Consider the following 22,913-nt stretch of genomic DNA (forward strand, 5'->3'; position numbering starts at 1 on the left):
GGCTGCCGATCGGCGCCCGCGAGCAGGACATAGGACTTGGGTTGCGAATGAAAACCCGTCTCGTTCAGTTTTTTACCGTTTCGCCAAAAATTCAGCGCGTGGCGGCGATGAACGCCGTGCGAAACTGGTCGAGATCGCCGCCGGCGACATCCGACACCGCCCAGAAATCGAGATCGCCCTGGCGCCAATGGACGAGCGTGTAGCCATCGCTCGCCATCGTCTCGCCCGAGGGTGCCTTGCCCGCCGGCCAGGCGAAGACGTTGATCGTGTGGAGATTGCGGCGATAGACGATCGCCGGGACGACGCGGCCGCCGATATAATCGAGCCGTCCGCCGACCAGCGGGAAACCCGCGGCCTTGAGGTCCGGAGTGGGTGGCGAGAAGTCGATCTTGCCGTTGAACCACGGCTTGACGACGTGGCGGTCGGAGGTCGGGATGTCGACCAGATGGTCGGCAAGCAGCGAGCGGACATGGCTCGCGACCATCTGCTGCTCGAGCCCGCTCGTCGCCGATTGCTGCGGAATGGCCAGGGTCAGCGCCAAGCCCGCCGCGATCGCCCCGCCGGCACCCCAGCCGAGCCGCGCGGGCCACGGATTGGCGGCGCGCTGAGTGGTGGGCAGCGCGGCATCGATGCGATCGCGCAGGCCTTCGGGCGTGGCATGGCGCAGCGCCGGATCGGCGACGATCTGGTGGAGGTGCTTCAATTGCTCGAACTCGGCCGCGCAATCGGGGCAGGACCGCAAATGCGCCTCGACCGTCGCCACATTGGCGGCGTCGAGTTCGTTGTCGAGCAGTGCATGGAGCAGCATCGGATCGGGACATGTCATGCCTGGCGCTCCTGTTGCCCGGCGGCGCGGGTGGGAAGCAGCAGCTTCGCCAGCATCTCGCGCGCGCGCGCCAGCCGGGACATTACGGTGCCGATCGGCACGCCGGTCACCGAGGCGATTTCGCGATACGACATGTCTTCCATCTCGCGCAGGATCAGGGTTTCGCGAAAGGGTTCGGGAAGCGCGGCAATCACCCCGCGCACCGTATCGACCTCGCGCGCACGGGCCAGCGATTCCTCGGGCGTGTCGCTATCCGCCGGAATCGCGGCAACCGCTTCGGATTGCGCTTCGGACAAACTCGCATCAGACACCACGACCCGCTCGCGCCGGATCTGCTCGCCGACGCGATCGCGCCAGCAATTGCGAAGGATCGCGAACAGCCAGGCGCGGGGCGGCCCGCCGCGATAGGTCTCGAACGAGCGGAACGCGCGCAGGAAAGCCTCCTGCACCACGTCCTCGGCGATGCTGGCGTCATTGGTCAAATAGCGGGCCAGATTATAGGCGGCGTCGAGGTGCGGCAGCATCAGTTCGCGAAAGCGCAGCTCGGGACCGGGCTTCACGTCCCGACCGCCGACCAGTCTTGGGCGAAACCCGCCGATCACCTCTCCGCTCTCCGCCTCAGCGCGCCGCGACGGTCACTTTGCCCGTCATCATCGGATGGAGCGAGCAGAAATAGGCGACCTGGCCGGACTTGGTGAAGGTGAAGCTGAACGACTGGCCGGTGTCGAGCACCTTCGACCGGAAGCTCTTGTCGGTCGCGACCACGGTGTGCGGGATATCGTCGTCATTGGTCCAGGTGACGGTCTGGCCGACCTTCACCGTCACCATCTTCGGGCCGAAGGTGAAGTTGGAGATATGGACCGCAACCGGACCGGAGGCAGCTGGCGTTGCCGCGGGGCGAGCCGACAAGGTCTTGCCCCGGGCCGATGCCGCGACAGGGGGATGGGCGCGGCCCGAGGCAAGTGAGGTCATGACCGCCGCGACAGGAATGAGCACGGCAATCATCAAACGGGAGTGCATCTCAAATCTCCAAAGGTTCTAGGCGAGCGTGGAATCGATCAGCGCGATCCGCTGGTCGCCGCGACGGAAAGTCACGTCGGTGATGCCGAGCACCGAGCGGAGCTGGCCCGGCGGCACGACTTGCGGGCCGGGCGAGGGGGCAGTGCCCGGCGCAGGCTGCGGAAAGGCGGTCGAGCGTGCGGTGTGGAAGGTCATCCGGCCTTCGACCTTCTGCACGATCTGATGGATATGGCCGTTGAGGATCGTCACCGAGCCGAACCGCTTGAGCAGCGCCAGCGCCGCCTGCGCGTCGCCGGTGCCCCAGCCCCATTGTTCGTAGACTGTCCACAGCGGGATGTGCGCGAACACCACGATCGGCGTGGACGCGCTGCGGCCCGCTAGGTCGGCCTTGAACCAGGCGAGCTGCGCGGCGCCGAGATTGCCCATGCCGCCGGGCTTGAGGTCGGCGACGTTGACCAGCCCGACGAAATGCACGCCCTGATGGTCGAAGCTGAACCAGCCGGCGCCTTTGCTGCCCTTGCCGTGGCGATCGAGAAACGCTTTGCCGCCGCCTTCATCGACCATGTCGTGCTCACCCGGGACGAAGAAGGCGGGAATGCCCGTCTCGCGCAGGATCTGGTCGGCATCGTCGAATTCGTTATCGCGCGACAGCTGCGTGATATCACCGGTGTGGATGATGAAGTCCGGCTTGACCGCCAGCGCCTTCACCTTGGCGATGGCTTCGCGATACGTCGCCCGCGCGTCGGGATTGGCCGCCTTGTCGAAGCCGATATGGCTGTCGCTGAGCTGGAGGAAAGTGAAGCCGGCGGTAGGCGCGGTGCCGGCGCCGGCGCTGTCCAGAATGGCGCTGCGGGCGATACCGCCGCTCAGCGCGTAGAGCGCGCCGGTGCCCGCCCAGGCCATGCATTTCAGCGCCTCGCGGCGCTCGATTTCGCGTCCCATGTCCCTCGCTCCATTGCGGTTCGAGGATCAGGACGGAGGGATGCGGCGGGTTATTCCCGAAAAACAAACGCCGCCCGGAAAATCTCCGGACGGCGTTCGGTGATCCCTTGGCTGATCGGTAGCGGGCTGTGATCGCCCGCACGCGGAATCAGCGATTGGATATTGGATATTGGATCCAATCCTGGGTGCGTCAGAATTTCACCCGGAACGCGCCGCCAATGATCCGCGGCTCGCTGATCATGCCGGTCAGATTGTTGAAGTCGATCGCACTGATCGCGCGGAACTGGTTGGTGATGTTGCGCGCGAAGGCGCTGACTTCGTAACGCGGCGTCGAATAGGCGATCTTGAGGCCGCCTTCGAGCATCGGCCGCCCGCGGAACTCCTTCGCTTCGTAGAGGAAGTAGTTGATGCTGCTGCGATAGGCCCAGTCGGTATAGGCGTAGATTTCACGGCCGTCGCCGAGCGGGATCGAATAACGCGCGGTCCAGTTCGCCACCCAGCGCGGCGCCTGGGGCAGGCGATTGCCGTCGATGATCGCCTGACCCGGGCTCGCCAGCGGATCGGTCACGGTGCACAAGGATCCGCACACGCCGATGGTGATGCTCGGGTCCTGGATCTCGGTGAAATTGTAGCTGCCGCTCGCGGTCAGCGTCAGCTGCGGGATCGGGCGCATATCGAGTTCGGCCTCGACACCATAACCGACCGCGCGCTTGGCGTTGAGCAGATGCGCCGAGTTGGACAAGCCGCCGACCGCGGTGATCTGCAGGTCGTTGGTGCGCCACCAATAGCCGTCGAACGAGAAACGGACGGTGCGATCCGCGGTTTCGCCCTTGATGCCCGCTTCGCCAGACAAGGTGGTCTGCTTGCCCGCAGTGGTCTGCCGGCTGCCGAACGTCACGCGGTCCTGGATCGCCGGGCCGAGATAGCCGGTCGCGGCGCGCGCATAGAGGTTAACCTGCGGCGACACGGCATAGGTCGCGCTGACGTCCCAGGTGAAATCGCCGCCGCTCACCTTGGCGAGGCTCGGCAGCACGGCGCCGAACAGATTGGGCGAATAACCGGTGATCAGGTCTTCCTTGTGGTCGTGCGAATAACGCCCGCCCGCGCGCAACGTCAGCTTGTCGACCGGCTTGTATTCGACCGAGGCGAAGGCACCCCAATTCTCGTTCTTGTTGTCGTGGAACAGATCCTGGTCGAGGTCGGCAGCGCGGCTGCCGGTGGCCGGGAATTTGTAGTCATATTCGTGATATTTGAGCGTCTGGTGGAAATAATAGAGGCCGCCCTGGAGGCGGAATCCGTTGAACTCGTCGCTGACGAACCGCAGTTCCTGGCTGAATTCCGCCGGCCGCGTGATCCCGCCGGTGTTCGACGGGAACAAAGCGTTGTTCAGCCCGAGCGCAGGGAAAACGTAGTTGTTGCCGCCATCGATATCGCCGGTGCTCTCGACCTTGGCCTTCTCGTAAGCAGTGACCGAATAGAGCGTGCCGGCGCCGTCGAAATGGTAATCCAGCCGCAGGTTGGTGCCCCATTGCGTCATGCTCTGGCTGGTATAGCCGTCGAGCGCGACCTTGTTCGGTTCGAACCCGGCCGAGAAATCGTTGCTGCCCTGTTTGAACAGGCCGGCGCGGAACACACGCGGCGTGCCATCGAGATCGCGAATGTGAAAATTGATCAGCGCGTTGAAATTGCCGCTCGAATAACCGAGCTGGAACCGGCCGGCGAGGTCGCGATACCCCTCCAGCTTCTTGTCGGCAAAGCCGGTGGCCGAGGTGTTGGTCACCCAATTGTCGCGTCGCTGGAGCAGGCCCGAGGCGCGGAAGGCGAAACCGCCGCCGAGCGGCAGGTTGAGCGCGGCTTCGGCATTGACCGTATTGAACGTGCCCCAGCTCGCGCTGGCATAGCCGCCGACCTTGTCGTCGGTCGGCTTGGCCGAATCGAGCTTGATCACGCCGGCGGGCGTGTTGCGGCCAAACAAGGTGCCTTGCGGCCCGCGCAGCACTTCGACCGACTTGAGATCGAACACCGGGAACGACTTGAGCATCGCGTTTTCGAGCGCGACATCGTCATAGACCACCGACACCGGCTGCGCGGCATTGGGATCGAAATCGGTGTTGCCGAGGCCGCGTATGTAGAAGCGCGGGAAAGTGCGGCCGAACGACGATTCGGCCTGGAGGCTCGGCGTACGCGACGACAGGAAGCGGATGTCGAGCCCGCCCGAGTTGATCACCGCGAGCTTTTCGCCGCTGATCGAGGTCACTGCGACCGGTACGTTCTTCGACGATTCCGACACGCGCGTGGCGGTGACGACGATATCGCCCAGGCCCTTGTCCGCAGCCTGGGCGGTATCGTCCTGCGGAGCAGGCGCGTCGGCTGCCGGCGGCGCTTTGGGCTCGTCGGCCCGCGCCATGGCGGGGGATGCGGCAAGGATGAGCAAGGCGGGCGAGGCGCCCAGGAGCAGACGGTGCGCCAGCGAGCGGTTGGACAACGAGTTCATGAATCCCCCTGAATCGAAGATCGGCATCCCCGCCGTTGCGACTCCGTGTGTCCCGGATCTTGCGCAAAGTCGTAACATGACCGTCATGGGCCAAAAAGGCCGAGCGATCGCAAGGACTGGGGTGACGGGACGAAAAGCCGCACGGTGATGCGAACTGGCAACAGAGGCGGTTGTTACTTTCCGATTGTCCCCGCCAAGGTGGAGTGATCGGTAGGTTGTCGCACTACCACGATCAGCCGAAAATACTCAGGCTGAAATTGCGGTTGACCTTCCCACCCGCGTCACCCCGGGCTCGTCCCGGGGTCCACCGTGCGGCGACGCCAACGGCCGATGGGTGTGCGGAACGGTGGATGCCGGAACAAGCCCGGCATGACGGTTGAAGCCGATCGGCACAGTACGCCCTCCCGCCGCAGGCGCATCGCAGCTCCCGCGTTCGAGCGATGTAATCGCCACAACGAAAAACCGCCGCCCGGTTGCCCGGACGGCGGTTATTCGTTTCGGCCGAGAGTGCCGAGCGAGGAGCTTATTCGCTCTCGTTCAGATACTCCCCGGCATCCGCGTCGGTGCCGTGGCCGCTCGGCGTGACCCGGGCGAGCGCATCGCTGCCGGTATCGTCGGCAGTGTCACGCAGCTTTTCGGCGGCACGCTCTTCGGCCGCCGAGTTCGGCGCGATCAGCACTTCCTGCAGCGCACGCTGCTGGACGCGGAGCGCGGCGTCGCGGCTGGAGGCCGCCACGCGCAGGCGGTTCATGCCCGCACCGGTACCGGCAGGGATGAGACGGCCGACGATGACGTTCTCCTTGAGGCCGATCAGCGTGTCCTGCTTGCCCTGGACCGCCGCCTCGGTGAGGACGCGGGTGGTCTCCTGGAACGACGCCGCCGAGATGAAGCTGCGGGTCTGCAGCGACGCCTTGGTGATGCCGAGCAGGACCGGCTTGCCCTGGGCGGGCTGCTGGCCGGGGGCGAGCTTTTCGTTGGTCTCGTCCATCTCGGTGCGGTCGACCTGCTCGCCGGCGAGCAGGGTGGTGTCGCCGCCGTCGGTGATCTCGACCTTCTGCAGCATCTGGCGAACGATCACCTCGATGTGCTTGTCGTTGATCTTCACGCCCTGGAGTCGATAGACTTCCTGGATTTCCGACACGAGATATTCCGCGAGCGGCTCGATGCCGAGCACCTCGAGAATGTCGTGCGGATCGGGCGAGCCGCCGATCAGATTGTCGCCACGCTTGACGTAGTCGCCTTCCTGAACGTCGATCACCTTCGACTTCGGGATCAGATACTCCACGACCTCGCCGCCGTCCTCGGGCTGGATCCCGATCTTGCGCTTGGCCTTGTAGTCCTTGCCGAACACGACGCGACCCGAGACCCGCGCGATGATCGCGTTTTCCTTGGGCTTGCGTGCTTCGAACAGCTCGGCGACGCGCGGCAGACCGCCGGTGATGTCGCGGGTCTTGGCGGACTCGCGAGCGACACGGGCAAGCACGTCACCGGCCTGGACGGTGGCATTGTCCTCGACCGACAGCACAGCACCCGGCGCCAGCATGTAGCGCGCGGCTTCGTTGGTATCGACACCCGTCAGCGTCATGCGCGGACGGAGGTCTTCCTTCGACTTGGTGGCGGCGCGATACTCGGTGACGACGCGCTGGGTGATACCCGTCGCTTCGTCGGCCTGTTCGGTCAGGGTCTTGCCTTCGATGAGGTCCTGATACTTCACCGTACCGCCGGTCTCCGTGATCAGCGGCATGGTGAACGGATCCCACTCGGCCATGCGGTCGCCCTTGCTGACGATGTGACCATCGTCGAACATGACGTACGCACCGTACGGGATGCGATCGACCGACAGCTCGCGGCCGTCCATGTCCTTGATCGCGATCTCGCCCGAGCGGCTCAGCACCACGCGGCGGCCACGCTGATCGACGATCAGACGCAGGTCGCGGAATTCGACCGTGCCGTCGGCATGCGCCTCGAGGTTGGACGTTTCGTTGAGCTGCGCCGCGCCACCGATGTGGAACGTACGCATGGTCAGCTGGGTACCCGGCTCGCCGATCGACTGCGCCGCGATGACGCCGACCGCTTCGCCGATGTTCACCGGGGTACCGCGGGCGAGGTCACGCCCGTAGCACTTGCCGCAGACGCCGATCTTGGCTTCGCAGACCAGCGGCGAGCGGATTTTCATCCCCTGGATGCCGATGGCTTCGATCCGCGTGACCGCCGCCTCGTCGAGCAACGTGCCCGACGGGATGACGACTTCGCCGGTCTTGGCATCGACCACGTCCTCGGCCGTGGTGCGGCCCAGGATGCGCTCGCCGAGCGAGGCGATGGTCGACCCGCCCTGCAGGATCGCGCGCATCTCGAGCGCGCGCTCGGTACCGCAATCCTCCTCCATGACGACGCAGTCCTGCGACACGTCGACCAGGCGGCGGGTGAGGTAGCCCGAGTTGGCGGTCTTCAACGCGGTGTCCGCGAGGCCCTTGCGGGCGCCGTGGGTCGAGTTGAAATATTCGAGGACGGTCAGGCCTTCCTTGAAGTTCGAGATGATCGGGGTCTCGATGATCTCGCCCGACGGCTTGGCCATCAGCCCGCGCATGCCGGCGAGCTGCTTGATCTGCGCCTGTGAACCGCGGGCACCCGAGTGCGCCATCATGTAGATCGAGTTGATCGGCATTTCACGACCCGTGACCGGATCCTTCTTCACCGCCTTGATCTCGTTCATCATCGAGTTGGCGACCTGGTCACCGCAACGCGACCAGGCGTCGATCACCTTGTTGTACTTCTCCTGCTGCGTGATCAGGCCGTCCTGATACTGCTGCTCGAAGTCCTTCACCTGATCGCGCGTCTCGTCGACCAATTTGTCCTTGTCCGGGGCGATGATCATGTCGTCCTTGCCGAACGAAATGCCCGCCTTGAACGCGTGCTTGAAGCCCAATGCCATGATCGCGTCGGCGAACAGCACGGTCTCCTTCTGGCCGGTGTGACGATAGACCTCGTCGATCACGTCGCCGACGTCCTTCTTGGTGAGAAGGCGGTTGACGGTCTCGAACGGGACCTTGTGCGACTTCGGCAGGCACTCGCCGAGCAGCATGCGGCCCGGGGTCGTCTCATACCGCTTGAGGTACGAATTGCCCTCTTCGTCGGTCTGCGGAACGCGGCTGATCACCTTGGTGTGCAAGGTAACCGCGCCGGCCTGAAGCGCCTGATGCACTTCGGCCATGTCGGACATCAACATGCCTTCGCCGGGCTCGTTTTCCTTGAGCATCGACAGGTAATAAAGGCCCAGCACCATGTCCTGCGACGGCACGATGATCGGCTTGCCGTTGGCCGGCGACAGGATGTTGTTGGTCGACATCATCAGGACGCGCGCTTCCAGCTGGGCCTCGAGGCTCAGCGGGACGTGCACGGCCATCTGGTCGCCGTCGAAGTCGGCGTTGAATGCCGAGCAGACCAGCGGGTGAAGCTGGATCGCCTTGCCCTCGATCAGCACCGGCTCGAACGCCTGGATGCCGAGACGGTGAAGCGTCGGCGCGCGGTTGAGCAGAACCGGGTGCTCGCGGATCACTTCGTCCAGAATGTCCCAGACTTCCTTGCGCTCCTTTTCGACCCACTTCTTGGCCTGCTTCAGGGTCATCGACAGACCCTTGGCGTCGAGGCGCGCGTAGATGAACGGCTTGAACAGCTCGAGCGCCATCTTCTTGGGCAGGCCGCACTGGTGCAGCTTGAGTTCCGGCCCGGTCACGATGACCGAGCGGCCCGAATAGTCGACGCGCTTGCCGAGCAGGTTCTGACGGAAGCGGCCCTGCTTGCCCTTGAGCATGTCGGACAGCGACTTCAGCGGACGCTTGTTGGCGCCGGTAATCGTGCGGCCGCGACGGCCGTTGTCGAACAACGCGTCGACGGCTTCCTGCAGCATGCGCTTTTCGTTGCGGACGATGATGTCCGGCGCGCGCAGCTCCATCAGCCGCTTGAGGCGGTTGTTGCGGTTGATCACGCGGCGATACAGGTCGTTCAAATCCGACGTCGCGAAGCGGCCGCCATCGAGCGGCACCAGCGGGCGCAGCTCGGGCGGGATGACCGGCACGACCTCGAGGATCATCCACTCGGGGCGGTTACCCGAATCGATGAAGCTCTCGACGACCTTCAGCCGCTTGATGATCTTCTTGGGCTTCAGCTCCGACTTGGTCGTCGCGAGTTCCTGCAGCAGCTGCTCGCGCTCGCCGACCAGGTCGAGCTGCTCGAGCATGATGCGGACCGCTTCGGCGCCGATGCCGGCGGTGAAGGCGTCCTCACCATATTCGTCCTGCGCTTCGAGGAGCTCGTCCTCGGTCAGCAGCTGGAAGCGTTCGAGCGGGGTCACGCCCGGCTCGATCACGATATAGGCTTCGAAATACAGCACGCGCTCGAGCTGCTTGAGCTGCATGTCGAGCAGCAGGCCGATGCGCGACGGCAGCGACTTCAGGAACCAGATGTGCGCGACCGGGGCGGCGAGCTCGATATGGCCCATCCGCTCGCGGCGGACCTTCGAGACGGTAACCTCGACGCCGCACTTTTCGCAGACGATGCCCTTGTACTTCATGCGCTTGTACTTGCCGCACAGGCATTCGTAATCCTTGATCGGACCGAAGATGCGCGCGCAGAACAGGCCGTCACGCTCGGGCTTGAACGTGCGGTAATTGATCGTCTCGGGCTTCTTGATCTCGCCGAACGACCACGAGCGGATACGGTCTGGCGACGCGATGCCGATCTGGATCTGGTCGAAGGTTTCCGGCTTGGCGACCGGGTTCGCGAAATTGGTCAGTTCGTTCATGGGAATGAACCCTTCCTTGAAATTCTTTCCCCTCTCCCGCGGGCGGGAGAGGGAGGGGCCCGCCGCCGCCAGGCGGTGGGAGGGTGAGGGTCTTCTTTCTTCTTCGATCGGCGCGCTGAGAAAAAAGAAGAAAGAAGACCCTCACCCAGCCCTCTCCCGCAAGCGGGAGAGGGCTGATGGCTTAATCCGCCGCGATCACCACGCCGTCCGAATCCACGCCGGGCTCGTCGTTCTTGAGTTCGACGTTGAGACCCAGGCTGCGCATTTCCTTGACGAGCACGTTGAAGCTCTCCGGGATGCCGGCCTCGAACGTGTCGTCACCCTTGACGATCGCCTCATAGACCTTGGTGCGGCCGACCACGTCGTCGGACTTCACCGTCAGCATCTCCTGCAGCGTATAGGCGGCGCCGTACGCCTGAAGCGCCCAGACCTCCATTTCGCCGAAGCGCTGGCCGCCGAACTGCGCCTTGCCGCCCAGCGGCTGCTGGGTGACGAGCGAGTACGGCCCGATCGAACGCGCGTGGATCTTGTCGTCGACCAGATGGTGAAGCTTCAGCATATAGATGATGCCCACCGTCACCTTGCGATCGAACTGATCGCCGGTGCGGCCGTCGAACAGGTCCGACTGACCCGACGGGTCGAGACCCGCCAGCTCGAGCATCGCCGTCACGTCGCCTTCGTGCGCGCCGTCGAACACCGGGGTGCCCATCGGGACGCCGGCCTTCAGATTCTGCGCCAGCTCGACGATCTCGGTACCGTTACGCGCGTCGATGTCCGCCGCATAATGCTCGCCATAGATCACCTTCAGACGATCCCGGACCGCTTCGGGCATTGCGCCCGCCTTGGCGTCCGGATTGGCCTCACGCCAATCCTCGAGCGCCTGGGTGATCTGCTGCCCCAGGCCGCGCGCGGCCCAGCCCAGATGCGTCTCGAAGATCTGCCCGACGTTCATGCGCGACGGCACGCCCAGCGGGTTGAGCACCAGATCGACCGGGGTACCGTCCGCCAGGAACGGCATGTCCTCGGCCGGCAGGATGCGGCTGATGACGCCCTTGTTGCCGTGACGGCCGGCCATCTTGTCGCCCGGCTGCAGCTTGCGCTTCACCGCGACGAAGACCTTGACCATCTTGAGCACGCCAGGCGGCAGTTCGTCGCCCCGCTCGAGCTTCTCGCGGCGGTCCTCGAACTTGTCCTTGATGAGCTTTACCGCGTCATCATACTGACCCTTGACCGCTTCGAGGTCCGACTGGACCTTGTCGTCCTGGACCGCGAACTTCCACCATTCGTGGCGGTCGACGCTGTCGAGCAGGTCCTGATCGATCTCCGAGCCCTTCTTGAGGCCCTTCGGCGTCGCCGTGGCGACCTGACCGATCAGCATTTCCCGCAGGCGCGACCAGGTCGCGCGATTGAGGATCGTGCGCTCGTCGTCCGAGTCCTTCTTCAGGCGCTCGATCTCTTCGCGCTCGATCGCCATCGCGCGCTCGTCCTTGTCGATGCCGTGGCGATTGAACACGCGGACCTCGACCACCGTGCCGGCGACGCCCGGGGGCAGACGCAGCGAGGTGTCACGAACGTCCGACGCCTTTTCGCCGAAGATCGCGCGGAGCAGCTTTTCTTCCGGCGTCATCGGGCTCTCGCCCTTCGGCGTGATCTTGCCGACCAGAATGTCGCCCGGCTCGACCTCGGCACCGATGTAGACGATGCCCGCCTCGTCGAGGTTGCGGAGCGCTTCCTCGCCGACGTTGGGGATGTCGCGGGTGATGTCTTCCGGCCCGAGCTTGGTGTCGCGGGCCATGACTTCGAATTCCTCGATGTGGATCGAGGTGAAGACGTCGTCCTTGACGATACGCTCGCTGATGAGGATCGAATCCTCATAGTTATAGCCATTCCACGGCATAAACGCGACGAGCGCGTTGCGGCCGAGCGCCAGCTCGCCGAACTCGGTCGACGGACCGTCGGCGATGACATCGCCGGTGTTGATTACGTCGCCTACCTTCACCAGCGGACGCTGGTTGATGCAGGTGTTCTGGTTCGAGCGCTGGAACTTCATCAGCGTGTAGATGTCGACGCCCGACTTGCCGGCTTCGACCTCACCGGTCGCGCGGATCACGATACGGGTGGCGTCGACCTGGTCGACGATGCCCGAACGCTTGGCGGCGATTGCCGCGCCCGAGTCACGCGCCACCGTCTCTTCCATGCCGGTGCCGACGAACGGCGCCTCGGCCTGGACCAGCGGCACCGCCTGGCGCTGCATGTTCGATCCCATCAGCGCGCGGTTGGCGTCGTCGTTTTCCAGGAACGGAATGAGCGACGCCGCGACCGACACGAGCTGCTTGGGGCTCACGTCCATCAGCGTGATGTTCTCGGGCAGCGCCATCAGGAATTCGCCGGCCTGACGCGCGGAGACCAGCTCCTCGGTCAGCTTGCCGTCGTCGTCGGTTTCGGCGTTGGCCTGCGCGATCGTGTGCTTGGCCTCTTCCATCGCCGACAGATAGACGACGTCGGTGGTCACCTTATTGTCGATGACCTTGCGGTACGGCGTTTCGATGAAGCCGTATTTGTTGACGCGGCTGAACGACGCCAGGCTGTTGATCAGACCGATGTTCGGGCCTTCCGGCGTTTCGATCGGGCAGATGCGGCCATAGTGGGTCGGGTGGACGTCGCGGACCTCGAAGCCCGCGCGCTCGCGGGTGAGGCCGCCCGGCCCGAGCGCCGAAACGCGACGCTTGTGCGTCACTTCGGAGAGCGGGTTGGTCTGATCCATGAACTGCGACAGCTGCGACGAGCCGAAGAACTCGCGCACCGCGGCAACCGCAGGCTTGGCGTTGATCAGGTCGTTGGGCATGACAGTCGACACGTCGACCGAGCTCATGCGCTCCTTGACCGCACGCTCCATGCGCAGCAGCCCGACGCGATACTGGTTCTCGAGCAGCTCGCCGACCGAACGCACGCGGCGGTTGCCGAGATTGTCGATATCGTCGATCTCGCCCTTGCCGTCCTTGAGGTCGACCAGCGTCTTGACCACCGCGAGGATGTCCTCGGTGCGGAGCGTGGTGACCGTATCCTCGGCATCCAGGTCCAGGCGCATGTTGAGCTTGACGCGGCCGACCGCCGACAGGTCATAGCGCTCGGGGTCGAAGAACAGACCTGCGAACAGCGACTCCGCGGTCTCGAGCGTCGGCGGTTCGCCGGGGCGCATGACGCGGTAGATGTCCGACAGCGCCTGCTCGCGCTCTTCGGCCTTGTCGGCCTTGAGCGTGTTGCGGATCCACGGGCCAGTCGACACGTGATCGATGTCGAGCAGCTCGACGCGGTCGATCCCGGCGGCGTCCAGCTTCTCGAGATTCTCGATGCCGAACTCGTCGCCCGCTTCGATATAGATCTCGCCGGTCTTCTCGTTGATCAGATCGTAGGCCGAATAACGGCCGTAGATCTCCTCGGTCGGGATCAACAGCGTCTCGAGGCCGTCCTTCTGCGCCTTGTTGGCAGCGCGCGGGCTGACCTTCTGGCCGGCCGGGAAGATGATCTCGCCCGACTTGGCGTCGACGATGTCGAACATCGGCTTGGCGCCGCGCCAATTCTCCGGCTGGAAGGGAATCTGCCAGCCGTTGGGGCCGCGGACGAAGGTCACGCGGTTGTAGAAATAGTTGAGGATGTCCTCGGACGTCAGGCCGAGCGCATAAAGCAGCGCGGTGACCGGCAGCTTGCGCTTGCGGTCGATACGGACGTTGACGATGTCCTTGGCGTCGAACTCGAAGTCGAGCCACGAGCCGCGATACGGGATCACGCGCGCCGCGAACAGATACTTGCCCGAGGCGTGGGTCTTGCCGCGGTCATGGTCGAACAGCACGCCCGGCGAGCGGTGCATCTGGCTGACGATGACGCGTTCGGTACCGTTGACGATGAAGGTGCCGTTCTCGGTCATGAGCGGCATGTCGCCCATGTAGACGTCCTGCTCCTTGATATCGAGCACCGAGCGGGCATCCGTATCGGGATCCACCTCGAACACGATCAGGCGCAAGGTAACGCGCATCGGCGCCGCATAAGTGATGCCGCGCTGGCGGCATTCGTCGGTGTCGAACTTGGGCGGCTCGAGCTCGTAATTGACGAAGTCGAGCTCGGCAGTGCCGGCGAAGTCGCGGATCGGGAAGACCGAGCGCAGGGTCTTTTCCAGGCCGGACACGTAGCCGATCGATGGATCGCTGCGCAGGAACTGTTCGTAGGATTCGCGCTGAACCTCGATCAGGTTCGGCATCTGCACCACTTCGTGGATGTTGCCGAAAACCTTGCGGATGCGCCGCTTTGCGGTGCCTTCGATCGCTTTGGTCGCCATGTGGGTTTTTTGCCTCGTCAGCTTGATATTCGTGCCCCGGATCCCCGAGGCGGGCACGCATCGCGACGCAAAAAAGCCGCTCCATCCTACTTCCGTTTCCGGCCGTGGACGGTGCAGCTTCTAGCGTCGTGTGAACCGACAGCTTCCAATTCGATCGACCCGGTGCGCGACGCCGTGTCATTTCCCGAAAGCTGTGGTGAGGAGCGCGATATAGGTAGCGTGTTGGAGAGTGTCAAACGCCTGGCGCATTTTTTCTGGACCAATGTTCAGGCCCAATCTTCAGGCCCTATCTTCAGGCCCAGTCTTCAGGCATCGTTGGGGGTTACATTCTCCTCATCCAGCTTGAGCTGTTTGAAGATTGGCCATTCGGTCAGGTTTCCGCTGCCCTTATTGCAGTCGATCCGCCGCACCAGCTTCCCATCTTTCATCACCAACACGCCCGAGACATTATATTCGGGCTCGATCCGCTCCCCGCTCAATTGCTGCGGCGCCTGCCAGCGGTTGAACAGGATGTAGTTCCACTGCCCGCCGACGAAGCGCAGCGTCTGATCCTCGCCGCGATTGTACAGCGTGCGGTGATAGAAGACGCCGCCATTCGGGCTGCCCGTGAGACTGATCTCCGGCCGACCGGGCGGACCGAAACTATAGATCAGGCGATCGCCGTGCAGGGTAACGGCAATGCGCTTGCCGCCAGCGCGACAAGTGAACACGGTCTGCGGGGCAGGGGCGCTGGAGGCCATGATGGCGCCCAGAATGAGGCCGATAGTCATTTCGGGACTGTATGACCGAAAAAAGTAAGTGCAAAATTGTCCTTTCTTTATAACGATGATTCAATGGGTTGCTCGCCTCATCGCGAAAAACCGCTCGGCCGGACGGCGACGAAACGAGGAACCACGGGCGGGTTCCACTCATTGTGACACCGTCATGAAACAGCAATTTGCCCCCCGCAAAGCCCGCGCACTGGCGCCCCTCCTCGTCGCCACTGCGCTCGTCTCAACCCCCGTCTTCGCGCAGGATACGACGCCGCAGACCGCGCCCGCGCAACCGGTGATCGTCACGCCGCCGGCGACCGCGACGGTGCCGATCCCACCGGTGGTGCGCACGGTACCCGACGGCACGCCGCCGGCTGCGTCGGCGGCCGAAGAACCCGCCGCCAAACCGGCACCGCGCGCCGCCACGGCGACCCGCAGCGCGACGCGGACCACGCGGACAGTGACGCATACCCGCACCGCCTCGGCGGCGCGACCAGCTCCGGCACCGGCTCCCGAGGCGGCGCCCGCCCCGGCACCGCAAGCTGCCGCCCCCGCGCCGGCCCTGGTAACGCCGCCGGCGGATACAACCGCCGCGGCCCCGGCTCCGGCGCCCGCCGCCGCGCCGGCCAATGAACCGGCGGCGCCTGCCGCCGACACGACATCGACCCAGTCGGACACCACCACCACCGAAGTGCCGTTCTGGGCATGGATCGCCGGCGGTATCGCGCTGCTCGCGGTCATTCTCGGCGCGGCGCTCGCCATGCGCGGCCGCCGTCGCGAGGATGATTATGAGCCGGCCTATGTCGAAGACAGCTATGTCGAACCACAGCCTGAGCCGGTGGCCGTCGCTCCGGTGATCCCGCCGGTACCGGTCGCCAAGGCCGAACCGCGCAAGGAGCCCGAATATCTGCGCCGCGGGGCGCCCATCGGGGCCGCTACCGCCGCGATGGAACCAGTCATCGCGGCGCCGGATGCGGTCGAGATGTCAACGCCCCCGGTCGACGAAGTGGCCGAGCTCACCGCCGGCACCGCGCCGATCGCCGAGCGCCCGTGGCTCGAATTCGCGATGCGTCCGGTGCGCGCCGGTACCAATGTCGACGAAGCGCTGGTCGAAATCGAGCTGACCGTGGGCAATTCCGGCACCGTTCCTGCCCGCGACGTGCGCATCTCGACCTTCTTGCTGTCGAGCGATCCCAACGGGACCGAGATGGAGCGCCTGTTGCTGAGCCCGCCGTCGGATGCGACGACCGACCCGGTCACGATCAATCCCGGTGAGGGTAAGCGGATCGACGCCACGCTGGCGTTGCTCAAGTCGGACATGGGCGAGAATTTGCCCGATACGATCCGTCCGATCATCGTCGCCGACGCTCGGTACACGCTCGAAGACGGTAGCGAAGGCCGCACCTCGGCGTCGTTCATGATCGGCGTTACGCCCGAAGAAGGCGGCTCGGGCCTGGATCCGCTCGAACTGAGCCGCTCGTCGATGCACGAAAATGTCGGCGCTGAACTGCGCGGCGAACCGCAACACGCCTGACGCTCCCTCAGGCACGGCGACGCCCGCCCCGGACCTCCGGGGCGGGCGTTTTTGCGCGCTACGCCGAAAGCCGTCACCCCACACAAGTCCGGCATGACGGAGATGGATTCACGACGGATTCGATTTGCGTCCCAGTGCCGTAGCGTCCTAGGACGCTGCAACCCTCCCAAGGAGACTCGGTCGCATGATGAAGAAGCTGGCGTTGCTGCCTCTGGTCGCTCTCGCATTCACTCCAGCGCTCGCGCAGCAGGCGCCGATATGGCCGCCCAAGGGGGACGATGTCCCGGCCAAGTTCACGCCGCCGGTCGCCGCCAATGCCGATTACATCAAGCGCGAAGTCATGGTGCCGATGCGCGACGGGACCAAGCTCTACACCGTCATCGTCATTCCCAAGGGCGCGACCAACGCGCCGATCGTGCTGACCCGCACGCCGTATAACGCCAAGGGCAGGGCGAAGCGCTCCGACAGCGCGTCGATGCTGGCGACCTTGCCGCTGGCCGATGAGATCTTCGTCAAGAACGGCTATATCCGCGTCTATCAGGACATTCGCGGCAAATACGGGTCCGAAGGCGGCTATGTCGTGACGCGCCCGGTGGTCGGGCCGCTCAACGACACCAAGGTCGACCATACGACCGACGCCTATGACACGATCGACTGGCTGGTGAACAAGGCGAACCTGCCCGAATCCAATGGCAAGGTCGGGATGATCGGGTCGTCCTACGAAGGCTTCACCGTGGTGATGGCGCTGCTCCATCCGCACCCCGCGCTCAAGGTCGCGGCGCCGCAGAGCCCAATGGTCGACGGCTGGATGGGCGACGACTGGTTCCATTACGGCGCGTTCCGCCTCGCCAATATCGCCTGGCTCGGCGCGCAGACCGGTTATCGCGGCGACGGCAAGGCGCCGCCGACCGGCGGCTATGACGATTACGACAATTTCCGCGAGGTCGGCTCGGCCGGCGATTGGGCAAAGAAATCGGGCTACGATCAATTGCCCTATTGGAATCGCATGTCGATGCATCCGGCCTATGACGAATTCTGGTCGGACCAGGCGCTCGACACATTGCTCGCCAAGAATCCGTCCGACGTTCCCACGATCTGGGAACAGGGTCTGTGGGACCAGGAAGACATGTGGGGCGCGATCCACAGCTATGAGGCGCTGGTCAAGGCGGGCAAGGCCGGCAACAATTTCATCGTGATGGGCCCGTGGCGGCACAGCCAGATCAATCGAGTTGGCTACGAACTCGGGCCGTTCAAGTGGAATGGCGACACTGCCGCGCAATATCGCGAAGACATGATCCTGCCCTTGTTCAACCAGTATCTGAAAGATGGTCCCGCGGTCAGCGTGCCGGCGGCGACGATCTACAATACCGCGGAGAACCACTGGGACCGCTTCAACGCCTGGCCGGTCGCGTGCGAAAAGGGCTGCCCGGCGCCGCTCAAGCCGATCTACATGCAAGGCGACGACGGCCTCGGCTTCGACAAGGCGGGGGAGGGTGGCGACAGCTATGTCTCCGATCCCGCCAAGCCGGTCCCGCATCTGCCGCGCCCGGTCAATTTCAACGATGGCCGCTGGGGCGACTGGCTGGTCCAGGACCAGCGGTCGTATGACGGGCGCCCCGATGTGCTGAGCTACGAGAGCCCGGTGCTCGATCAGGCAGTGCGCGTGTCGGGCGTGCCGATGGCCGATCTGTTCGCCAAGACGACCGGGACCGACGGCGATTTCGTGGTCAAGGTGATCGACGTCTTCCCGACCGAGAATGCCACCGACCCCAAGATGGGCGGCTATCAGCTGGCGATCAGCCTCGACATCTTCCGCGGCCGCTATCGCGACAGTTTCGCCAATCCGTCGCCGATCCCGGCCGGCAAGGTGCAGGAATACAAGTTCCGCCTGCCGGCCGTGAACCATGTGTTCCAGCCCGGCCACCGCATCATGATCCAGGTGCAATCGACCTTGTTCCCGCTCTACGATCGCAACCCGCAGAAATACGTCCCCAACATCTTCTATGCGAAGAAGTCGGACTATCAGAAGGCGACGGTGACGATCATGCGTGGCGGAAAGACGCCGAGCGCGGTGTGGCTGCCGGTCGTGCCGCTCGCGCCGCCGCAACTGATGCGCTAGGGGGTTCCTCCGCCGCCGTTTGGCGGAGGTTCAGCTAGATCGTGCAATTGATGGGGTCGATGAGGGGTTTTGGAGTTTTGAAGCGCGCGAGCATGTTGCTCGCGGGGGTGGCGGTGCTGCCGGGGGTCGCGGCTGCGCAATCGACGGACAGCGCGCCGCAATCCATCCCTGATCTCGGCGGCTTCAGCCTTCCGCCCAAGCCCAAGCCGACCCCGACGCCGCCGCCATCGGGACCGATCGTCGCGCCGTTCAGCCGGCCGACGCCGATCCCGACCTTCGCGCCCACGCCTGCGCCGACGCCCAGCGCGGCCGTGACGCCGCCGCCGGTCACGACCACGCGGCCCAGCAGCACGGCGCCGACGGCCACCCCGACCCCGCGCACGACGCCGCGTGCCGGCACGGCCGCGCCGCAACCAGCGCCCGCGCCGACCACCGCAACGCCGCCCGCCGCCACTGGAGCGCCGGCCCCCACCGCCACCGCGACGCCCGAGCCGGTGCCCAGCCCGGTACCGACCGCTACCGCCGCGGCACCCGCCGAGCAGCCTTCAGGCGGTTGGTCTTCCAGCACGCTGATCGCGATCGGCGTGGCGGTCCTGGCCTTGCTCGCCGGTGGCTGGTTCCTGTTCGGCCGCCGTCGCCGCGAGGAGGAGTATTACGAGGAAGAGGTCGCCGCACCTGTGGCGCCGCCCGTCGCGCCGCCGCGTCCACCAATTGCCCGCGCGCCGGTCCCGGCCCCAGCGCCGGCGCCGATACCCGAGCCTGCGCCCGCGGCACCGTCCGGCCTGCTCACGGTTCCGCTGCGGCGGATCGCCGAAGGGCTCCAGGCGCCGCCGCAGCCGCCCGCGCCGCCGCTCCCCGCCGGCCTGGTCACCGTCCGCGCGCCGCAATCGCCCGCGCGCTCGCTCGAGGCTTTGCAGCCGGAGCTCGAAATCGTCCTGATCCCGCAGCGCGCCGGCACCGATCCGTCGATGAGCGCGGCGATCGAATATCGTATCGTCATCCGCAATACTGGTGGCGGCGATGCCCGCGACGTCCGCTTCGGCATCTATATGACCAGCGCCAGCGCGCGCCAGGCCGCCGATCTGCAGACGATCTTCACCAATCCGGTCGAGCAGCCGGTAGTCGCGCCGTTCGAGATCCATGCCGGCGGCCAGGTCGAGCTGTCGGGCACCGCGATGCTGCCGCGCGCCAACCTCAACGTCATGACGATCGACGGCAAGCCGTGGTTCGTGCCGGTGCTGGCGATGAAGGCCGAATATCGCTGGGGCGAGAATGTCGGCGCCCCCGGCACCGCCACCGCCGCGCACATGATCGGCATCAACCGCGGGGAAGGGGCCAAGCTCGCCCCGTTCCGCCTCGACGGCGAACCGCGCATGCACCCGAAGGTGGCTGAGCGCCGGGTGGCGTGAACCGAAACTGGTGAACCGCGCTCCTGCGAAAGCAGGAGCCCAGGATGGTGAAGGGAATCGCCTGGGGTCCTGGGTTCCTGCTTTCGCAGGAACACGAGCAAGTCACGCGATAGCCGCAGGTTGCGCGGCAACGTCGTCGCACGTCATTGCAGCGACTTCGGCCCGGTCCAGAATCGGACCTTGGGCGCGCTAGTCGGATCCCGCGATGGCGTCATAACCCTGCCCGCTGAATTCGATCAGGCAGAAACCGTGGCCGAAGGGATCGGCGAACATCGCCAACCTGCCATAAGGCGCGTCGATGATATCGGCTTCCTGGATGGCGCCTGCCGCTTTCGCCCGCATGACGGCGTCTTCCAGGTCGTTCACGACCAGGTCGAGATGGACCGGCGACCAGTGCCTGTCATATCGCCGCGTGTCGCCGCCGGCCGGGCCGATGCGAGTCCCTGCGCTCTTTTCCAGCAGGTAGACCGGCACCTCGGCGCCGAGTAATTCGACGCATCCGGCGCCCAGCCGCCTGCCGACGCGCAGGCCCAGCGCCTGGGTATAGAAAGCCATGCCCCGGTCGATATCCGGGACGTCGATGTTCACGAGGAGGCTGGGCATCCGGGTGGCTCCGCGGGCTAGGGCAAAGGTCAACGGCTGCGCCTGACGCGCCGAAGCTCGCTACTCGGCAACGACTTCGCTGAGCTGCACGATGGGCGCGATGTCCGTATAATTGGCGACGTCCGCGACGATCTCCGCGCGGTGGGGGCCGAACGCCTGCTGGAATGCCACCAGGGTCGGCGAGTAGATGTGGCACGCAGCGACGAACTTCGGCGCGCTTCCAGGTTCGCCACCCGCAAGGCCCTTTTCGATCTCGTAGCGCAGGCAGGCATCGCCGAGCCGTTCCTGGATCAGCGGCATGTGGTGGGTGCGGTAATAATCGTGATCGAACTTCGAGCCGCCATCGGCCGGATAATAGACGCTCATCTTGATCATGGTCGGGCTCCTGGCGAACGCCTCTCCGAGCGTCCGGGGGGCAGTTCTAGCTCACCGACTGGCGAAGCGCATCCAGACTTTAGGTGAAGCGCGTTTGCGAAGCGGCTGGCGACGGCAATAAGCCCCTCCCCTTCAGGGGAGGGGTTGGGGGTGGGGCATATCCGTCTCACCGAGCGCATCGCCAGTGGACAGGCCCCACCCCAACCCAGCGTCAGGTCGGTCAGGCTCCCAGCCTGACCTAAACCGCGCGGGGCGCGGTTTACCTGACGCTCCTGAAGGGGAGGGGCTAAGTCAATAAGAATAGGGCGGCCCCATCGCTGGGACCGCCCTTTCTTTTCTGCTGGCCGTCATGGGAGAGCGGAAGGTCGATCATGCCCCCGGCATGATCTGCGGAATGCGGGGCATTCCGCACCTTCCGCTCCCATGACGTCGGACGTGGCCTGCGGCCACGCCGGCCGGCCTTGCGGGGATGCGGGCCGGAGGCCCGTCTTCCCCGCTGCGGCTTACTTCAGCTCGACGGTCGCGCCGGCTTCTTCAAGCTGCTTCTTGACCTTCTCGGCCTCGTCCTTGCTCACGCCTTCCTTGACGGCCTTCGGAGCCGACTCGACCAGCGTCTTCGCCTCGGTCAGGCCGAGACCGGTGATCGCGCGGACCTCCTTGATGACGTTGATCTTCTTGCCGCCGTCGCCGGTCAGGATGACGTCGAATTCGGTCTTGGCCTCTTCGGCCGGAGCGCCGGCACCGGCGCCACCGGCGGCCGGAGCAACCGCAACCGCGGCGGCGGCGGAAACGCCCCACTTCTCTTCGAGCAGCTTCGAGAGCTCAGCGGCCTCGAGGACGGTCAGTTCGCTCAGCTGGTCAACCAGCGCGTTCAGGTCTGCCATGTATATTCTCCAAAATTTACGTCGCCCCGGCGGAGGCCGGGGCCGTTATCAACAAGTGTACGTTTGCGGCCGGCGACCCCGGCCTGCGCCGGGGTGACGACCAAAGTCGTCAAGCGGCTTCCTTGGCCCCATAGGCGCCAAACACGCGAGCCAGCTGGCCGGCCGGCGCCTGGGTGATGCTGGCGAGCTTTTGCGCCGGAGCCTGGACCAGGCCGACGATCTTCGCACGCAGTTCATCCAGCGACGGCAATGTGGCCAGAGCCTTCACGCCTTCGACGTTGAGAGCCGTCGCGCCCATCGCGCCACCAACGATCTCGATCTTGTCGGTCGTCTTGGCGAAGTCGACCACCACCTTGGCGGCGGCGACCGGGTCGATGGAAGTGGCGAGACCGACCGGACCCGTGAGCATATCGCCCAACGAGAGATAGTCGGTGCCATCCAGCGCGATCTTGGCAAGCTTGTTCTTCGAGACCTTATAGCTGGCACCGGCCTCACGCATCTTCGTCCTGAGCTGCGTCGACTGGGCGACGGTCAGGCCGAGGTTGCGGGTGACGACCACCACGCCGACCTCGGAGAAGGTCTGCTTGAGCTCGGCGACGGCTGCGGCCTTTTGACCACGATCCATGCCATTCTCCACGTTTTGGACCGCACGCCTGACGGCGAACGGCCCGGTTCAAAGCGACCCTGCGGGCGGACCCGCATGGCCAATTCTCCGTCGATGGGGCATGGCGCCGGCCGCTGTCTTCATGGAGAGCGGCAGTCCCGACACGGCGAACCGCGAGCGGGCAAAATTCCATTCCCCGTCTAGGCAGGACATTAAG

General features: G+C 65.1%; 15 protein-coding genes. 3 read left to right on the plus strand and 12 right to left on the minus strand.

Features of this window, described 5'->3' with window-relative positions:
• Positions 1–91 precede the first annotated feature (91 nt).
• From AC1DSD_RS18855 to AC1DSD_RS18890, 8 genes are all read right to left on the minus strand, one after another.
• Positions 92–826 (minus strand): anti-sigma factor family protein, encoded by a 735-nt coding sequence (locus AC1DSD_RS18855; protein WP_478032255.1) that lies wholly within the window; start codon positions 824–826, stop codon positions 92–94.
• A complete protein-coding gene (locus AC1DSD_RS18860) occupies positions 823–1,386 on the minus strand; it encodes a sigma-70 family RNA polymerase sigma factor (protein WP_478032256.1) in 564 nt (187 codons plus the stop codon). Before AC1DSD_RS18860 ends, AC1DSD_RS18855 begins: the two co-directional genes overlap by 4 nt.
• Before the next feature lie 58 nt (positions 1,387–1,444).
• Positions 1,445–1,846: a cupredoxin domain-containing protein gene (locus tag AC1DSD_RS18865; RefSeq protein ID WP_478032257.1), complete on the minus strand. Its 402-nt coding sequence runs from the start codon at positions 1,844–1,846 to the stop codon at positions 1,445–1,447.
• Between the two features lie 18 nt (positions 1,847–1,864).
• Positions 1,865–2,788, minus strand: a complete 924-nt coding sequence (locus tag AC1DSD_RS18870) for a metallophosphoesterase family protein (RefSeq protein WP_478032259.1) — start codon at positions 2,786–2,788, stop codon at positions 1,865–1,867.
• A 190-nt stretch (positions 2,789–2,978) separates the two neighbouring features.
• Positions 2,979–5,282, minus strand: coding sequence for a TonB-dependent receptor (locus AC1DSD_RS18875; protein WP_478032261.1), 2,304 nt, complete (start codon positions 5,280–5,282; stop codon positions 2,979–2,981).
• Between the two features lie 523 nt (positions 5,283–5,805).
• Positions 5,806–10,083 (minus strand): DNA-directed RNA polymerase subunit beta', encoded by a 4,278-nt coding sequence (gene rpoC / locus AC1DSD_RS18880; RefSeq protein WP_478032262.1) that lies wholly within the window; start codon positions 10,081–10,083, stop codon positions 5,806–5,808.
• Between the two features lie 181 nt (positions 10,084–10,264).
• Positions 10,265–14,416 carry a DNA-directed RNA polymerase subunit beta gene (gene rpoB, locus AC1DSD_RS18885; protein ID WP_478032264.1) on the minus strand — a complete coding sequence of 1,384 codons (4,152 nt, stop codon included), beginning with the start codon at positions 14,414–14,416 and terminating at the stop codon, positions 10,265–10,267.
• A gap of 305 nt (positions 14,417–14,721) precedes the next feature.
• Complete coding sequence (locus AC1DSD_RS18890) at positions 14,722–15,186, minus strand: hypothetical protein (RefSeq protein ID WP_478032265.1); 465 nt, start codon at positions 15,184–15,186, stop codon at positions 14,722–14,724.
• A 154-nt stretch (positions 15,187–15,340) separates the two neighbouring features.
• Here AC1DSD_RS18890 and AC1DSD_RS18895 point away from each other — a divergent pair, with 154 nt between their 5' ends.
• The 3 genes from AC1DSD_RS18895 to AC1DSD_RS18905 all read left to right on the plus strand — a co-directional run bounded on the left by AC1DSD_RS18895 (position 15,341) and on the right by AC1DSD_RS18905 (position 20,230).
• Positions 15,341–16,702, plus strand: a complete 1,362-nt coding sequence (locus AC1DSD_RS18895) for a hypothetical protein (RefSeq protein WP_478032266.1) — start codon at positions 15,341–15,343, stop codon at positions 16,700–16,702.
• 184 nt (positions 16,703–16,886) lie between these two features.
• Positions 16,887–18,821, plus strand: a complete 1,935-nt coding sequence (locus tag AC1DSD_RS18900; RefSeq protein WP_478032267.1) for a CocE/NonD family hydrolase — start codon at positions 16,887–16,889, stop codon at positions 18,819–18,821.
• 92 nt (positions 18,822–18,913) lie between these two features.
• Positions 18,914–20,230, plus strand: a complete 1,317-nt coding sequence (locus AC1DSD_RS18905) for a hypothetical protein (RefSeq protein ID WP_478032268.1) — start codon at positions 18,914–18,916, stop codon at positions 20,228–20,230.
• Between the two features lie 189 nt (positions 20,231–20,419).
• Here AC1DSD_RS18905 and AC1DSD_RS18910 read toward each other — a convergent pair whose 3' ends face one another.
• The 4 genes from AC1DSD_RS18910 to rplJ form a co-directional block, all read right to left on the minus strand.
• Entirely contained in the window at positions 20,420–20,833 is a 414-nt protein-coding gene (locus AC1DSD_RS18910) for a VOC family protein (protein ID WP_478032270.1), read from the minus strand.
• 60 nt (positions 20,834–20,893) lie between these two features.
• On the minus strand, positions 20,894–21,208 hold the full coding sequence (locus AC1DSD_RS18915) for an EthD family reductase (protein ID WP_478032272.1): 315 nt from the start codon (positions 21,206–21,208) through the stop codon (positions 20,894–20,896).
• 503 nt (positions 21,209–21,711) lie between these two features.
• Positions 21,712–22,092 carry a 50S ribosomal protein L7/L12 gene (gene rplL, locus AC1DSD_RS18920; protein WP_478032273.1) on the minus strand — a complete coding sequence of 127 codons (381 nt, stop codon included), beginning with the start codon at positions 22,090–22,092 and terminating at the stop codon, positions 21,712–21,714.
• A gap of 109 nt (positions 22,093–22,201) precedes the next feature.
• Positions 22,202–22,717, minus strand: a complete 516-nt coding sequence (gene rplJ, locus AC1DSD_RS18925) for a 50S ribosomal protein L10 (protein WP_066822620.1) — start codon at positions 22,715–22,717, stop codon at positions 22,202–22,204.
• Positions 22,718–22,913 lie beyond the last annotated feature (196 nt).

Source organism: Sphingomonas sp. P4_D12, from assembly GCF_056401895.1.

Excerpts from the sequence above, each read along its gene's own strand:
- AC1DSD_RS18905 (WP_478032268.1), top strand. The coding sequence starts at position 18,914 with ATGTTGCTCGCGGGGGTGGCGGTGCTGCCGGGGGTCGCGGCTGCGCAA.
- AC1DSD_RS18915 (WP_478032272.1), bottom strand. The coding sequence starts at position 21,208 with ATGATCAAGATGAGCGTCTATTATCCGGCCGATGGCGGCTCGAAGTTC.
- rpoC (WP_478032262.1), bottom strand. The coding sequence starts at position 10,083 with ATGAACGAACTGACCAATTTCGCGAACCCGGTCGCCAAGCCGGAAACC.
- AC1DSD_RS18875 (WP_478032261.1), bottom strand. The coding sequence starts at position 5,282 with ATGAACTCGTTGTCCAACCGCTCGCTGGCGCACCGTCTGCTCCTGGGC.
- rpoB (WP_478032264.1), bottom strand. The coding sequence starts at position 14,416 with ATGGCGACCAAAGCGATCGAAGGCACCGCAAAGCGGCGCATCCGCAAG.
- AC1DSD_RS18870 (WP_478032259.1), bottom strand. The coding sequence starts at position 2,788 with ATGGGACGCGAAATCGAGCGCCGCGAGGCGCTGAAATGCATGGCCTGG.
- AC1DSD_RS18865 (WP_478032257.1), bottom strand. The coding sequence starts at position 1,846 with ATGCACTCCCGTTTGATGATTGCCGTGCTCATTCCTGTCGCGGCGGTC.
- rplJ (WP_066822620.1), bottom strand. The coding sequence starts at position 22,717 with ATGGATCGTGGTCAAAAGGCCGCAGCCGTCGCCGAGCTCAAGCAGACC.
- AC1DSD_RS18910 (WP_478032270.1), bottom strand. The coding sequence starts at position 20,833 with ATGCCCAGCCTCCTCGTGAACATCGACGTCCCGGATATCGACCGGGGC.
- AC1DSD_RS18890 (WP_478032265.1), bottom strand. The coding sequence starts at position 15,186 with ATGACTATCGGCCTCATTCTGGGCGCCATCATGGCCTCCAGCGCCCCT.
- rplL (WP_478032273.1), bottom strand. The coding sequence starts at position 22,092 with ATGGCAGACCTGAACGCGCTGGTTGACCAGCTGAGCGAACTGACCGTC.
- AC1DSD_RS18855 (WP_478032255.1), bottom strand. The coding sequence starts at position 826 with ATGACATGTCCCGATCCGATGCTGCTCCATGCACTGCTCGACAACGAA.
- AC1DSD_RS18895 (WP_478032266.1), top strand. The coding sequence starts at position 15,341 with ATGAAACAGCAATTTGCCCCCCGCAAAGCCCGCGCACTGGCGCCCCTC.
- AC1DSD_RS18900 (WP_478032267.1), top strand. The coding sequence starts at position 16,887 with ATGATGAAGAAGCTGGCGTTGCTGCCTCTGGTCGCTCTCGCATTCACT.